Here is a 15,071-nt window from a genome sequence, read left to right as displayed (position 1 = left end):
AGGACCACGCTGTGGTGGCCCGCACGGTACACCGACCGGGCCACCACTCCAGTCCGTACCGCACAGTGCCAGGACGCGGAACGCTTGACGCTCCGCTTCCACCGCCCACCACCTCACCGGGTGGTCAAGGCACAGCCGCTGCAGCTGCACAATCGGCGCCCCGAGTTCTCCGACCGGGCGCCCCCGGGGCCAAGGCCGTCCCCTCCCGACGCTCCGTTATGGGGGAAGGACTCTTCTGATGACTGCTCGTACTACCGGAACAACTCCGGAGCCAGCCGCCGGCACCGAAACCGGCGTGCAATCACCATTCCAGCGCTTTGCCGCACTTCCGGCCGCCACCGGCCTCTACAACCCGGAGAACGAGAAGGACGCGTGCGGCCTCGCCGTCATCGCGACCCTGCGCGGCGAGCCTGGTCACGACATCGTTGACGCCGCGCTGACGGCGCTGCGCAGCCTCGAACACCGCGGTGCCGTTGGCGCCGACGAGGGCACCGGGGATGGTGCCGGGCTGCTCACCCAGGTGCCCGATGAGTTCCTCAGGGCCGTCGTCGACTTCCCGCTTCCGCCCGCCGGCTCCTACGTGGTGGGCACTGCCTTCCTCCCGGCGGAGAAGAAGGAAGAGGAAACGGCGCGCGCGGGCATCGAGGCGATCGCCGAATCCGAAGGACTCACCGTCCTCGGCTGGCGGGTCGTGCCGGTCGTTGCGGACCTTGTCGGAGCCATGGCACGTGCCTGCATGCCCCACTTCGTCCAACTGTTCCTGGCCCCCGCCGGAGACGGGCCCACCGACCTTGACGCGACGGCGTTCCGGGTCCGCAAGCGCGCGCAGAACAAGTACGGCGTCTACTTCCCCTCGCTCTCCTCGAAGACGATGGTGTACAAGGGAATGCTCACCACCGCGCAGCTCGAACCGTTCTACCCCGACCTCTCCGACCCCCGGTTCAAGACCCGGCTCGGCATCGTCCACTCCCGGTTCTCCACCAACACCTTCCCGTCCTGGCCCCTGGCCCAGCCGTTCCGGGCCATCGCCCACAACGGCGAAATCAACACCGTCAAGGGCAACCGGAACTGGATGCGGGCGCGCCAGTCCCAGCTCGCCAACCCGCTGCTCGGAGAATCCCCCGAAGAGCTGTTCCCCATCTGCACGCCCGGAGCTTCGGACTCGGCGTCATTCGACGAGGTCGCTGAGCTGCTGACCCTCTCGGGCCGGCCGATCACCCACTCGATCATGATGATGGTCCCCGAGGCGTGGGAGAACCACACCACCATGGACCCCGCACGCCGGGCGTTCTACCAGTACCACTCGATGCTCATGGAGCCCTGGGACGGGCCCGCAGCGGTCTCCTTCACCGACGGGCGCCTCGTCGGTGCCGTCCTCGACCGCAACGGGCTGCGCCCCGCCCGGTACTGGGTCACCGAGGACGGCCTCGTCGTCCTGGCCTCCGAGGTCGGAGTCCTCAACATTGAACCCTCGAAGGTGGTCCGGAAGGGCCGGGTGTCCCCGGGCAAAATGTTCCTCGTCGACACCGAGGCCGGCCGCCTCATCGAGGACGAGGAGATCAAGGCCGAGGTCGCCGCAGCGAACCCGTGGGCAGACTGGGTGAAGGAGAACCTGATCTCCCTCGAAGACCTGCCCGACCGCGAGCACGTCGTCCACACCAAGGCGTCGATCAACCGCCGGCAGCGCACCTTCGGCTACACGCAGGAGGAACTGCGCATCCTGCTCGGGCCGATGGCGAAGGCCGGAGCCGAACCGCTGGGCGCCATGGGCTCCGATACTCCGGTGGCGGTGCTGTCGAAGCGCCCCCGCCTGCTGTTCGACTACTTCGTCCAGTCCTTCGCCCAGGTCACCAACCCGCCCCTCGACGCGATCCGCGAAGAGCTCGTCACCTCGATGGGAGTCTCGATCGGCCCCGACGGGAACCTCCTGTCCACCGGGCAGGTCCGCTCGCGGCAGGTCGCGCTGAAGTTCCCCGTCATCAACAACGACGAACTCGCGAAGATCGTGAACCTGGAATCCGACGAGGGCGACCGCCTTACCGTCCGGGTGCGCGGGCTCTACCGGCACGACGGCGGAGAGGCATCGCTGCGTGCCCGGCTCGCCGAAATCTGCGAGCAGGTCTCAAGCGCCCTGAACCGCGGCGTCCAGTACGTCGTGCTCTCCGACCGCGACTCGAACGCCCAGTGGGCGCCCATCCCGTCGCTGCTGCTCACCAGCGCCGTCCACCACCACCTGCTGCGCAGCGCGAACCGTACCAAGACCTCGCTCGTCGTTGAGGCGGGTGACGTCCGCGAGGTCCACCACGTCGCCGTGCTGATCGGCTACGGCGCCTCGGCGGTCAACCCGTACCTCGCCATGGAGAGCTGCGAGGAGCTCGTGCGCAACGGCGACATCGTCGGCGTGAGCTCCGAGGCCGCCGTCGCCAACCTCATCAAGGGCCTCGGCAAGGGCGTCCTGAAGATCATGTCGAAGATGGGCATCTCCACCGTGAGCTCCTACTGCGGCGCCCAGACCTTCGAGGCGCTCGGGCTCGCCCAGGACTTCGTCGACGAGTACTTCCACGGCACCCAGACCCAGCTCGGCGGCGTGGGGCTCGATGTCATCGCCGCCGAGAACGCGGCCCGGCACGCCAGCGCCTACCCGGACGACGGCATCGACGATCCGCACCGGGGCCTGGACAACGGGGGCGAGTACCAGTGGCGCCGTGAAGGACCGCCGCACCTGTTCAACCCGGAGACCGTCTTCCGGCTCCAGCACGCCACGCGGGAGCGCCGGTACGACATCTTCAAGGCCTACACGCGGGGTGTCGACGACCAGTCCAAGGAGCTGATGACCCTCCGCGGGCTGCTGAACCTGCGCGGCGGTGACCGCCCACCGGTGCCCCTGGACGAGGTGGAGCCCGTTTCGAGCATCGTCAAGCGCTTCTCCACGGGTGCGATGAGCTACGGCTCGATCTCCAAGGAAGCCCACGAGACGCTCGCGATCGCCATGAACCGCCTCGGCGGCAAGTCCAACACCGGTGAGGGCGGCGAGGACACCGACCGGCTCCTCGACCCCGAGCGCCGCTCGGCCATCAAGCAGGTTGCCTCAGGCCGGTTCGGTGTGACCAGCCTTTACCTGACCAATGCCGACGACATCCAGATCAAGATGGCCCAGGGAGCCAAGCCCGGTGAGGGCGGGCAGCTGATGAGCCAGAAGGTCTACCCGTGGATCGCCCGCACCCGGCACTCCACGCCGGGCGTCGGCCTGATCTCCCCGCCGCCGCACCACGACATCTACTCCATCGAGGACCTCGCGCAGCTGATCTACGACCTCAAGCGGTCGAACCCCTCGGCCCGGGTGCACGTCAAGCTCGTCTCCGAGGTCGGCATCGGCACCGTTGCCGCCGGGGTCACGAAGGCCAAGGCCGACGTCGTCCTAGTCTCGGGGCACGACGGCGGCACCGGGGCGAGCCCGCTGAACTCGCTCAAGCACGCCGGAGTCCCCTGGGAGCTTGGCCTCGCCGAAACCCAGCAGACCCTGATGCTCAACGGGCTGCGCGACCGCGTCGTCGTGCAGGTCGACGGGCAGCTGAAGACCGGCCGCGACGTCGTCATCGCCGCCCTCCTAGGCGGCGAGGAGTTCGGCTTCGCCACGGCCCCGCTCGTCGTCTCGGGCTGCGTCATGATGCGCGTGTGCCACCTCGACACCTGCCCCGTTGGCGTCGCGACGCAGAACCCCGAGCTGCGCAGCCGGTTCACCGGCAAACCCGAGTTCGTCGTCAACTTCTTCGAGTTCATCGCCGAGGAGGTCCGCGAAATCCTCGCCGAGCTTGGCTTCCGCACGTTCGAGGAAGCCATCGGCCACAGTGAACTGCTCGACATGAAGCAGGCAATCAACCATTGGAAGGCCGACGGGCTCGACCTCGAACCGATCCTCCGCGGCAACGAGTTCGGCGCCGACGCCCCCCGGCGCAACCTGTACAAGCAGAACCATGACCTTGACCAGCACTTCGACAACAAGCTGATCAGCATGAGCGCCGACGCCCTCGAGCACCGGTCCCCGGTGAGGATCTCCGTGGACGTCGTCAACACCGACCGGTCCGTCGGAACGATGCTCGGCTACGAGGTGACGCGCCGTTTCGGCCTCGACACCCTCGCCACCGACACGATCGACGTGACGCTCACCGGGCAGGCCGGGCAGTCCCTCGGCGCGTTCCTGCCCGCCGGCATCACGCTGCGGCTGCTCGGGGACTCGAACGATTATGTCGGCAAGGGACTCTCGGGCGGACGCATCATCGTGCGCCCCGACCGGTCCAACGTCTTCCCTGCCGACCGCAACGTGATCGCCGGAAACGTGATCGGGTACGGCGCGACGAGCGGGGAAATGTTCCTGCGTGGCCAGGTGGGGGAGCGGTTCCTCGTCCGCAACTCCGGGGCGACCGCCGTCGCTGAAGGCATCGGCGACCACGGCTGCGAATACATGACCGGAGGCCAGGCGCTGATCCTCGGCAGGACCGGGCGCAACTTCGGTGCCGGAATGTCCGGTGGCACGGCGTACGTCCTTGACCTCGACGAGGCCAAGGTCAACACGCAGAGCCTCAGCAGCGGCGAACTCCGGCTCCTGAAGCCCGACGCCGAAGACGTCGAGATCGTCCGCCGCCTGCTCATCCAGCACTACGAGGAGACCGAATCCGCCCTCGCCGCTACCCTGCTTGAGCGGTTCGAGGACACCGTCGAGCGCATCACGAAGGTGCTCCCGCGCGACTATGCCGCGGTCCTGAACGCGAGGGCGACCGCCGTCGAGCAGGGACTCGACCCGGACGGCGCAGAAGTGTGGACCAAAATCTTGGAGGTAACCGGTGGCTGACCCACGCGGATTTTTGAAGGTGCGCGACCGCCAGACCCAGCCGCGCCGGCCCGTTCCCGTGCGCATCATGGACTGGCAAGAGGTTTACGAGGCCCAGGAAAAGGGAGTGCTCAAGAGCCAGGCGGGCCGCTGCATGGACTGCGGCATCCCGTTCTGCCACCAGGGCTGCCCCCTGGGCAACCTCATCCCTGAGTGGAACGACCTGATCTACCGGGACAAGGGACGTGAAGCTGTTGAACGGCTCCACGCCACCAACAACTTCCCTGAGTTCACCGGGCGCCTGTGCCCGGCGCCGTGCGAATCCTCCTGCGTGCTCGGCATCAACCAGCCCGCGGTGACCATCAAGCAGGTCGAGGTCTCCATCGCGGACCTGGCGTTCGCCGAAGGCTGGGTTGAGCCCCATCCGCCCGAGCGCCTCACCGGGCGGACCGTCGCGGTGATCGGATCCGGCCCTGCGGGGCTGGCCGTCGCCCAGCAGCTGACCCGGGCAGGGCACACCGTCGCCGTGTACGAGCGGGACGACCGCGTCGGCGGGCTGCTGCGGTACGGCATCCCGGACTTCAAGATGGAAAAGATCCACCTCGAGCGCCGGCTTGACCAGATGCGCGCGGAGGGAACCCGGTTCCGCACCGGCGTCGAAGTCGGCAGGGACATCAGCTGGGACCAGCTGCGGCGCCGGTACGACGCCGTCGTCGTCGCCACCGGGGCCACCGTTCCGCGGGACCTGCCGATCCCCGGCCGCGAGCTCGACGGCGTGCACTTCGCCATGGACTACCTCGTCCAGGCGAACCGGGTCGTCGCGGGGGACACGGTGGAGGACCAGATCTCCGCCGAGGGCAAGCATGTCGTCATCCTCGGCGGCGGCGACACCGGTGCCGACTGCCTCGGCACCGCCCACCGCCACAAGGCGGCGTCGGTGACAACGCTCGCCATCGGCAAGCAGCCGCCGGCCGAGCGCGCCGCGCACCAGCCCTGGCCCACGTTCCCCAACCTGTTCGAAGTCGCAAGCGCCCACGAGGAGGGTGGCGAGCGCACGTACCTCGCGTCAACCGTCGAGTTCCTTGGCGAGAACGGCAAGCTGACCGGGATCCGCGTCGCCGAGACAGAGTACGTCAACGGCCGCAGGTTGCCCAAGGCCGGGACGGAGCGGGTGATCCAGGCCGATCTGGTGCTGCTCTCCCTCGGGTTCACGGGCCCGGAACCGGCTGGCATCACCGAACAGGTCAACGCTGAGTTCGACGAGCACGGCAATGTTGCGCGCGACGGGTACTACATGACGAACACGCCGGGCATCTTCGCCGCCGGCGACGCCGGACGCGGCCAGTCCCTGATCGTATGGGCCATCGCGGAAGGGCGCGCCTGCGCCGCAGCGGTGGACCAGTGGCTCATGGGATCCACCCGGCTGCCGGCACCAGTGGCGCCCACTGACCGTTCACTCGCGGTGCTCTAGGCAACTACAGGACTTTCCACCACCAATTCACGACTAGGCTAGGTTTATGAGACGCGCGAAAATTGTTGCAACATTCGGACCGGCGATCGCCAGCTATGAGAACACTCTGGCTGTGCTTGAGGCCGGTGTCGACGTGGCCAGGATGAACATGAGCCACGGGGATTACAAGGTCCACGCCCAGACGTACGAGAACGTCCGCAAGGCGTCGGCCGAGCTGGGACGCCCCGTCGGCATCTTCGCCGACCTGCAGGGACCCAAGATCCGCCTGGGCAGGTTCGCCGACGGACCTCACGCACTGTCCCGCGGTGACGTATTCACGATCACCACCGAGGACATCCAGGGCACCCAGGAGATCAGCTCCACCACCTTCAAGGGGCTGCCCCAGGACGTCAACGTCGGCGACCTGCTGCTCATCGACGACGGCAAGGTCTCCCTCCGGGCAACGGCCGTCGATGACGTAAAGGTCGTCACCGAGGTCGTCGTCGGCGGCATGGTCTCCAACAACAAGGGCATCAACCTGCCCGGCGTTGCTGTGAACGTGCCCGCACTGAGCGACAAGGACGAGGAAGACCTCCGCTGGGCCATCCAGATCGGTGTCGACATGGTTGCGCTTTCCTTCGTGCGCAACGCCTCCGACGTCGACCGGGTCCACGAGATCATGGACGAGGAAGGACGCCGCGTTCCGGTCATCGCGAAGATCGAGAAGCCCCAGGCCGTCGAGGCGCTCGAGGAAATCATCGACGCGTTCGACGCCATCATGGTTGCCCGCGGGGACCTCGGCGTTGAACTGCCCCTGCAGGACGTCCCGATCGTTCAGAAGCGCGCGGTCGAGCTGGCCCGCCGCTGGGCGAAGCCGGTCATCGTGGCAACGCAGGTGCTCGAGTCGATGATCGACAACCCCCGACCAACCCGCGCCGAGGCCTCCGACTGCGCCAACGCCGTGCTCGACGGCGCGGATGCTGTCATGCTTTCCGGCGAGACGAGCGTGGGCAAGTACCCGATCGAGACCGTGCGCACCATGGCCGACATCATCGAGTCCACCGAGAAGCATGGACTGGAGCGGGTTCCTCCGCTGGGCAGCAAGCCGAAGACCCGCGGTGGAGCGATTACCCGCGCCGCCGTGGAGATTGCCGACCAGCTCGACGCCAAGTACATCTGCACCTTCACGCAGTCGGGCGACTCGGCGCGCAGGCTTTCCCGCCTGCGCCCCAAGAAGCCGCTGTTCGCCTTCACCCCCGTCCAGTCGACGCTCAATGCGATGTCGCTGATCTGGGGCATCCAGCCGCTGCTTGTGGAGTTCGTCGCGCACACCGATGAAATGACGGCGCAGGTCGACCGCACGCTCTTCGATTCGGGCCTCGTCGAGGTGGACGACCTGGTGGTCATCGCAGCCGGGTCGCCTCCCGGGCAGGCCGGCTCGACGAACTCGATCAAGGTGCACCGCGTCGGCGACATCACCGACGCCGGTCAGCGCCCCGACGAGCACACGTCGCCGAACAGGGAAAAGGTCGGTCCCTGGCCGGTCAAGGGCAGGAAGTAGCCCTCGGCGCACCGCTGTAGAGACTGAAATGCGGAAGGACCCCGCCCGGTGGGCGGGGTCCTTCCTCGTTATGCTCGTGCGGCGGGTTGTGCGTGTGAAGCAGGTTTGTCAGTTCACCTGGTTGATGATCGTCTCGGCCACTTCACGCATGCTGAGCCTGCGGTCCATCGAGGTTTTTTGGATCCAGCGGAACGCCTCGGGCTCCGTCAGCCCCATCTTTGTGGTCAGCAGGCTCTTGGCGCGCTCAACGAGCTTCCGGGTTGCGAACTGCTCCTTGAGGTCCGACACCTCGCTTTCAAGGGCCTTGATCTCTTCGTGACGGGACATCGCGATCTCGATCGCCGGCATCAGGTCCGCCGGAGTGAAAGGCTTCACCACATACGCCATCGCTCCGGCGTCGCGCGCGCGCTCCACAAGTTCCTTCTGGCTGAACGCGGTCAGGAGCACCACGGGGGCAATGCGCGCCTTGACGATCTGCTCAGCGGCGGAAATGCCGTCCATGACCGGCATCTTGACATCCATGAGCACGAGATCGGGTTTGTGCTGCTGCGCCAGCTCAACCGCTTTCTCCCCGTTGTCGGCCTCGGCAACCACTTCGTAGCCCTCGCCCTGAAGAATTTCGACGATGTCCAGCCTGATCAGGGTCTCATCCTCAGCGACAATGACCCGCTTGGCTGGACGGGCGGGGGATTCCTTGGATTCAGACACTACTTGCTCCTCGATCACTACTTCCTACGCCGGTCGGAGGCACCCACCGGTTCTCTAAAACAGCCTATCGGCATGTAGAGTAGTTTCGCGCACCGGCGGCATTGTGACTGCTTCATCCACACCTGCCGGGCGCGCGCCGAAGGCCCGAATGGCGGAATTGGCAGACGCGCTGCACTCAAAATGCAGTATCGAAAGGTGTGTGGGTTCGAGTCCCACTTCGGGCACAAGTTTCCCCTAGTCAGAGGCGGTTTTGCTTTCTGACTGTGGACAATCCGGCGCATTGTGCGGTCCGGGTGCCGGTTCTGGTGGCTGGGGTGGAGTTTTCGAGGGGTGTGGTGCCTCCTTTCTCTCGCGAAGCCCGGTCTGAGCGTTCTTACTCCTTCATGGGGGAGCGGCGGTTTAGCTACATGACCGCGGTGCGGTTTTTGACCTGGTCATCGTCCTCACCGAGAAGCTCAGGCGAAGCAGCCACCGAGAGTTAGCGACTCATGAGCACCATCACCACGAGCAGACTTAGGTGGCGGCGACCTCGGGCTCGTTCGCTGGTGCTACAGAGACACAGCTAGCGGCCACGTGGGATCCGCGGCCCGGCCCCTCTGCCCCGTCCTTTGATCATTAGCCCCATCCAGCTCTGTCTCGTCATGAGTCAAGAAAAGTCAGGGTGGTCCTCACGCTCCGTATCGTTGAGGTAGGTGCAGCTTCAGAGTGTTGAAGTCGTGCAACGATGGCGGTTGAGATGGTGGCAACAGCCGAGGGTTGTTTTGAACCCGGTGATTCCGGATGCGTGGGAACTCATGAGCTATATGTCGCACTCTTGAGCCTCGAACTGTCTTATTTGCCTAGCATCTGGAGACAAACGAGGGTTCGCATGAGGTGGCTACCCTTCAGTGACCGGCGACGAGGTGGCAAGCGGACCGAGATCGGCCAGCCCCGGCGGGTTTGCTCCCGGCCGGGAGCAGGTGATGCCGGCTGCTTTGTTCGCGTAATTGGCCAGAGAGTGGAGCTGGTCCTGGCCGATTGCGCGAAGGCGCTGCCGTGCAGCTGCCCCGAGCATGTTCAGCTGGGTGAGCCCCGAAATCAGGGCGGCCATGAAAGAGTCTCCTGCCCCGACTGTATCTACAACCGTGACCGTTTCAGCGGGCATGTTGACCTCGCCCGCCCGGCTGAAGATAACCGGCCCCTGGGTGCCGCGGGTCACTGCCACCATGGCGGGTCCTAAGGCCAGCCATGCCTCCATCGACTCCTCCACTGTCCTGTTGGGGTAGAGCCAGCAAAGGTCCTCATCGCTGGCTTTGACGATGTCACTGACGGCAACAAAGTCTTCGGCCTGTTTCCGGGCACTCGTCCGGTCTGGACTGATCGCTGGCCTGCAGTTGGGGTCAAAACTGATCGTGGCGTGGTGGCGGGCACCCTCGATCAGGCCCAGCACTGCTCTGCTTCCCGGGGGCAGGACCGTCGCGATGGATCCGGTGTGGACGTGGGTGGAACTCTCCGCCGTCGCCAGGGCCTGGATGGATGCTCCGTTGATGTCCCAGCTGATGTCGAACGTGTACCGGGCGGCTCCCGTCTCATCCAGGGTCGCGACGGCTGTCGACGTTGGATGGGATCCTCCGACGATAGTTTCGACACCGTTGTCAGCCAGGTGCTCGGCGATCATCTGACCGTACGGGTCCTTGGCGAAGTGCGTGACGAGTTTGGAATGAAGGCCCAGTCGGGCGCACCCGACGGCCACGTTCAGCGGGCTGCCACCAGGGTGCATATCTGGTGCAATGTTCCCGTGGTGGGGGTCATCGATGATGTCAACGAGTGATTCCCCGATCACGGTGACCACGGCTGCGTCATAGATGAGCTCTGGTTGGGGCACGATACCTCGTGGTGGCATGGCTGCTTCCTCGCAGGTTGGTCCTAGATGTGGTTGCTGTTGTCGTGGGAGCGCTGGTTAGCGGCCCGGGTAAACGACGGCTTTGAGCTGGCCGGGCTGCTTCCCCGCTTTGAGCGCCTCTTCGGATTCAGCGAGGGCGAATTTCCCGGTGACGAGGATGTCGAGGTCTACTTTTCCGTCGGCGATGAGCTGGATCGCCAGCGGCCAGGTGTTGGTGTACCGGAAGACGCCGGAGAGCCAGATTTCCCGATTCTGGATGAACGAGACGGGGAGCTCGACGTCGTCCGCGCCCAATCCGATCAGGATGACCCTGCCAGCCGGTGCCACGGCCTTGATTCCAGAGCGGACCGCCTGTGGTGCGCCGGAGGCGTCGATGAACGCGTCGACGTCGAGGCCTTCCACACCGTCGGTCCTGGCGTTCAGGGCGTGGGTCGCGCCATGTTCGAGGGCGAACGCGAGACGGTCTTCTGCGATGTCCGAAACGTAGATCTCGGTGGCCCCAAAGGCACGGGCGGCTTGGGCGGCAATGATGCCGATGGGACCGGCGCCGGCGATCAGGACCCGGCTCCCGGGCTTAATCTCGGCCCGTTCGCAGGCCCACAGCCCCACCGAGAGCGGTTCGATGAGGGCGGCCGCCTCGTCGCTGACGCTGTCCGGGATGTCGAAGGCGAAGTCGCTTTGGATAGTGACATATTCGGCGAAGGCGCCGTCAACCGGCGGGGTGGCGTAGAACTCGATGTCCGGGCAGAGGTTGTAGCGGCCGGCCTTGCACTGCTTGCAGATGCGGCAGGGGCGCTGAGGTTCGACGGCGACGCGCTGGCCGATGCGGGCGGGATCAACGGCATTGCCGACGGCGGCGATCCGGCCGGAGAGTTCGTGGCCGAGGATCAGCGGGTGGTCCACCACGTAGGGGCCGATCCGGCCGTGCTCGTAGTAGTGGACGTCGCTGCCGCAGACGCCCACGGCGGCGACCTGCACCAGGACCTGGTCGGCGCCGAGCTGTGGCAGGGGCAGGGTTCCCATGGCCATGTCGCCCTGGCTCTTGAGAATGTTGGCCCGCATGGTGGAGGGAAGGCCGGCGCCGTTGGCAGGTGAGTGTGTGGTTGTTGTTGTCATCGAAGTAATCCTTGAGGAGAGTCTTGTGGGGAACCCGCGGGGCTATTTCACGGCGCCGAGGGATAGGCCTTGGACGAGCTTGTCCTGTGCGGCGAAGCCTGCGAATAGTACCGGCAGGGAGATGACGACGGCGGCCGCGCAGACCTGGGCGAGGAAAAGGCCCTGGCCGGAGACGAAACCGGTCAGGAAGACCGGGGCGGTGCCTGCCACCACGCCGGTCAGGACACGGGCCAGGAGCAATTCGTTCCAACTGAAGATGAAGCAGATCAGGGCGGTGGCGGCGATGCCCGGCATGGCCACGGGCGCAATGACCTTGCGCAGGATAAGCAGGAGGTTGGCACCGTCAATTTGTGCCGCTTCGAGCATTTCTTCCGGCACCTCGGCCAGGAAGGAGCGCATCATCCAGACGGCGATGGGCAGGTTCATGGAGGTGTACATCAGGATCAGGAACCAGATGTTGTCCAAGGCTCCTACGGTCCGGGCGAACAGGTAGAGCGGAAGGATCGCCGCCACCACGGGCATCATCTTGGTGGAGAGAAAGAAGAACATTACGTCCGTCCACTTCTTCACCGGCCGGATGGAGAGCGCGTACGCGGCAGGGAAGGCCAGGACCAGCACGAGGACCGTGGACAGGATCGAGGCGGTGGCGGAGTTGATCAGCGACGGCCAGGGACTGACGCCCGAGGTTTCGCCGAAGAACTCCCGGTACGCGTCCAGGGTGAGGTTCGCGGCGATGGAGGGCGGGTTCGTTGCGGCGTCGGTCTCGGAGTGGAACGAGGTGAGGATCATCCACAGGACCGGAACTGCGAAGAGCAGGGCCAGCAGCCAGGCCGCGATTCCGGCGGCGGTGTTGTTGCGGGTGGGGTCCAGACGTGCCTTGCGGCGACGTGGAGCGCGGCCGGTGTTCAGCGCGGTGGGACCGGGAGGTGTGCTCTGCGGCGCAGAGGGGGTGATTGTGCTCATCGTGCTGCCTCCTTCTTGAAGAGTGAGAAAACGGTGCGGAGTGCGAAGGTGGCCACGATGATGGTGCCGATGACCACGACGACGCCAGCGGCGGATGCCAGGCCGTATTCGTTGGAGAAGTAGAACGTCTGGTAGATGGCGTAGGGCAGGTTGGCGGTGCCCAGTCCGCCTGCAGTGAGGGTGAAGACGGCGTCGAAGTTCTGCACGATGTAGATGGCGCCGAGCAGCCCGCCCAGCTCCAGGTACTGGCGCAGGTGCGGCAACGTGAGGTGGCGGAAGATCCCCCACGGTGTTGCGCCGTCCATCTGGGCAGCTTCCACGGTGTCCATGGGCCGGGACTGCAAACCGGCCAGCAGGATGAGCATCATGAACGGGGTCCACTGCCACACCAGGGAGAGGATCACCGCCATCATGGGTGCCTGCGAGAGCAGATCCAGTTGAGGCGCCGCGGCGCCGCCGAAAAGGGACCAGATCCAGGTGAGGATGCCGTTGATCAGCCCGTACATGGGGTTGAGCAGGGCATGCTTCCAGATGAGCGCTGCGGCCACCGGTACCACCAGGAACGGGGCGATCAGCAGGGTCCGGGCAAGGCCGCGGCCCATGAACTTTTTGTCCAGCAGCAGCGCCAGTCCTAGGCCGATGAGCAGGCTGATCAGCACTACGGAGACGGTGAGAAGGATGGTGGTGAAAATTGCCTGGCGGAGGTCAGGGTCGGTCAGGACCGTGGCGTAGTTTTCCACGCCGGCGAAGGCGGTCTTGTCCGGGCTGAGGCTGTTCCAGTTCATGAACGAGATGATCAGCGTCACCACGAACGGGAGCTGGGTGACCAGGATGAGGAAGATCAGGGCCGGGAGCAGCGGTGCCCGCCGCGCCCAGGCCAGGGCACGTTCGCGCGACCTGGCGTCTCGTGAGGGGGTGGCATTGCGTCCCGGGCGGGAGATGCGCGCCGTTGCGGTAGTCATGATGTTCTCCTGCGGTTCGGTTAGGGCTGCTTGTACTTATCGGCGACTTTTTGGGCGGCTTCCTGGCCTTTGGCCAGCGCGTCGGCCACGGAACCCTGGCCGGCGATGGCGGAGCTGACGCCTTGGGAGACGTTGGTGCCCAGGGCGGCGAATTCGGGGATGCCCACAAACTGGATGCCGACGGCCGGACGTTCCTGGACGCCGGGGTTTTTCGGGTCGGCGTTCTCGATGGCGAAGCGTTCAGCTTCGAAGAACGGAGCGGCGTTCTGGAACTCGGGGTTTTCGTAGGTGGAGATGCGTTTGCCGGACGGGACCTTGGCCCAGCCGAGCTCGGAGGCAACGAGTTCCTCGTAGTCCTTTGAGCTGGCCCAGGCAATAAATTCTTCGGCGGCGTCCTGCTTTTTGGACGCGGCCTGCATGGCCCAGGACCAGGTCCAGAGCCAGCCGGAGGACTTGGTTTCCTTCACCGGGGCCTGGGCATAGCCGATCTTTCCCTCTACTGGGGAATCCTCGGATTCCAGGGCGCCTGCGGCCGAGGTGGCGTCGTACCACATGGCTACTTTGCTCTGGCTCATGTAGTTGAGGCACTCGGTGAAGCCGGCTTGCGCGGCGCCTGCTTCACCGTGCTCGCGGACCAGCTTGGTGTAGAACTCCACCGCTTCGGTGAATTCCGGGGAATTGACCTGAGCGTTCCAGTCCTTATCGAACCAGGTCCCGCCGAAGGTGTTCACGACGGTGGTTAGGGGCGCGAAGACCTGGCCCCAGCCCGGTTGGCCACGGAGGCAAATTCCCTTCATGCCCGGTTCCGCGCCGTCCACCTTCGCCGCTATCTCGGCGACCTCATCCCAGGTGGGCTTCTGCGGCATGGTCAGGCCCTTAGCCTCCAGAATGTCCTTGCGGTACATCAGGAAGGAGGACTCACCGTAGAACGGTTCACCATACAGCTTGCCGTCCTCGCCGGTAAGGGATGCCGTGTAGGCGGGCAGGATGTCATCCTGGTCGAATTCCGGGTCCTCCGCCACATCGTCCAGTGGGGCCAGCCAGCCGTTGGCCGAATAGAACGGGATCTCGTAGTTAGAGAGGGAGGCGACGTCGTACTGGCCGGCCTGGCTGGAGAACTCCTGACTGATCTTGGCCCTGACGTCGTTCTCCGGCAGGATCGTGTAATTGACCCTGATCCCGGTTTCCTTGGTGAAGTTATCAGCGGTGAGCCGTTGCAGGTCCTCCATCTGGGGGTTGTTGACCATCAGGACACTGATGCTGTTTGAATCTCCGGCGGAATTGCCGCCGCCGGCACCTGCGCAGGCCGTGGCACTCAGGGCGATGCAGAGGGCTCCGGCGGACACGACGGCAGGGCGCGTTTTCAGGCGCATTAAGGACTCCTTTGTTCTTCAAGGGTGCACAGTCACCGCATGTCGACTACCGTGTCGATGCCGGACCGGGGCGAGGCGAATGCTTACCGGGAATTCGGTGTGCCGCGCTCTTATTCCTCAAGATTAGGGCTGTGAGGTGAGGCACAACTAGCGCCTTGGTTGCCTGTTTCTGATACTAATTTTCCTGCTCGTCACTCCAGCGCAACCGTTACTCTAGGGGAAGACGGC

9 protein-coding genes and 1 tRNA gene are annotated in these 15,071 nt (G+C 65.4%); 4 read left to right on the top strand and 6 right to left on the bottom strand.

Translation table 11 applies throughout. From position 1 onward, the window contains the following. Nucleotides 1-238: 238 nt before the first annotated feature. Genes gltB through pyk form a run of 3 tightly spaced genes read left to right on the top strand, consistent with a single transcriptional unit; the run spans nucleotide 239 to nucleotide 7,839 of the window. Nucleotides 239-4,849, top strand: a complete 4,611-nt coding sequence (gene gltB, locus AC4D2R_RS16175; RefSeq protein ID WP_490941135.1) for a glutamate synthase large subunit — start codon at nucleotides 239-241, stop codon at nucleotides 4,847-4,849. Next, nucleotides 4,842-6,299: a glutamate synthase subunit beta gene (locus AC4D2R_RS16170; RefSeq protein ID WP_490941134.1), complete on the top strand. Its 1,458-nt coding sequence runs from the start codon at nucleotides 4,842-4,844 to the stop codon at nucleotides 6,297-6,299. Before gltB ends, AC4D2R_RS16170 begins: the two co-directional genes overlap by 8 nt. Nucleotides 6,300-6,345: 46 nt before the next feature. Beyond that, entirely contained in the window at nucleotides 6,346-7,839 is a 1,494-nt protein-coding gene (pyk, locus tag AC4D2R_RS16165; RefSeq protein WP_490941133.1) for a pyruvate kinase, read from the top strand. A gap of 108 nt (nucleotides 7,840-7,947) precedes the next feature. On the opposite strand, the gene AC4D2R_RS16160 is transcribed toward pyk, so the two are convergent. After that, nucleotides 7,948-8,547, bottom strand: a complete 600-nt coding sequence (locus tag AC4D2R_RS16160; RefSeq protein WP_490903350.1) for an ANTAR domain-containing response regulator — start codon at nucleotides 8,545-8,547, stop codon at nucleotides 7,948-7,950. A gap of 142 nt (nucleotides 8,548-8,689) precedes the next feature. Between AC4D2R_RS16160 and AC4D2R_RS16155 the strand changes: the two genes are divergently transcribed. After that, nucleotides 8,690-8,771, top strand: a tRNA-Leu gene (locus tag AC4D2R_RS16155). Nucleotides 8,772-9,424: 653 nt separating this feature from the next. On the opposite strand, the gene AC4D2R_RS16150 is transcribed toward AC4D2R_RS16155, so the two are convergent. Genes AC4D2R_RS16150 through AC4D2R_RS16130 form a run of 5 tightly spaced genes read right to left on the bottom strand, consistent with a single transcriptional unit; the run spans nucleotide 9,425 to nucleotide 14,843 of the window. Continuing rightward, nucleotides 9,425-10,429, bottom strand: a complete 1,005-nt coding sequence (locus AC4D2R_RS16150) for a carbohydrate kinase family protein (protein ID WP_490941132.1) — start codon at nucleotides 10,427-10,429, stop codon at nucleotides 9,425-9,427. Nucleotides 10,430-10,486: 57 nt separating this feature from the next. Further along, nucleotides 10,487-11,545 (bottom strand): NAD(P)-dependent alcohol dehydrogenase, encoded by a 1,059-nt coding sequence (locus AC4D2R_RS16145; RefSeq protein WP_490941131.1) that lies wholly within the window; start codon nucleotides 11,543-11,545, stop codon nucleotides 10,487-10,489. 42 nt (nucleotides 11,546-11,587) lie between these two features. Continuing rightward, the gene (locus tag AC4D2R_RS16140; RefSeq protein ID WP_490903945.1) at nucleotides 11,588-12,508 is read right to left on the bottom strand and encodes a carbohydrate ABC transporter permease; all 921 of its coding nucleotides are present in this window, start codon (nucleotides 12,506-12,508) and stop codon (nucleotides 11,588-11,590) included. Continuing rightward, on the bottom strand, nucleotides 12,505-13,470 hold the full coding sequence (locus AC4D2R_RS16135) for a carbohydrate ABC transporter permease (RefSeq protein WP_490941130.1): 966 nt from the start codon (nucleotides 13,468-13,470) through the stop codon (nucleotides 12,505-12,507). The genes AC4D2R_RS16140 and AC4D2R_RS16135 overlap by 4 nt, the downstream gene beginning before the upstream one ends. Before the next feature lie 20 nt (nucleotides 13,471-13,490). Next, nucleotides 13,491-14,843 carry an ABC transporter substrate-binding protein gene (locus AC4D2R_RS16130; protein ID WP_490941129.1) on the bottom strand — a complete coding sequence of 451 codons (1,353 nt, stop codon included), beginning with the start codon at nucleotides 14,841-14,843 and terminating at the stop codon, nucleotides 13,491-13,493. Nucleotides 14,844-15,071: the final 228 nt, after the last annotated feature.

The organism is Arthrobacter sp. TJ-217, assembly GCF_058269255.1.
This window is presented reverse-complemented; position numbering and strand designations above follow the sequence as displayed.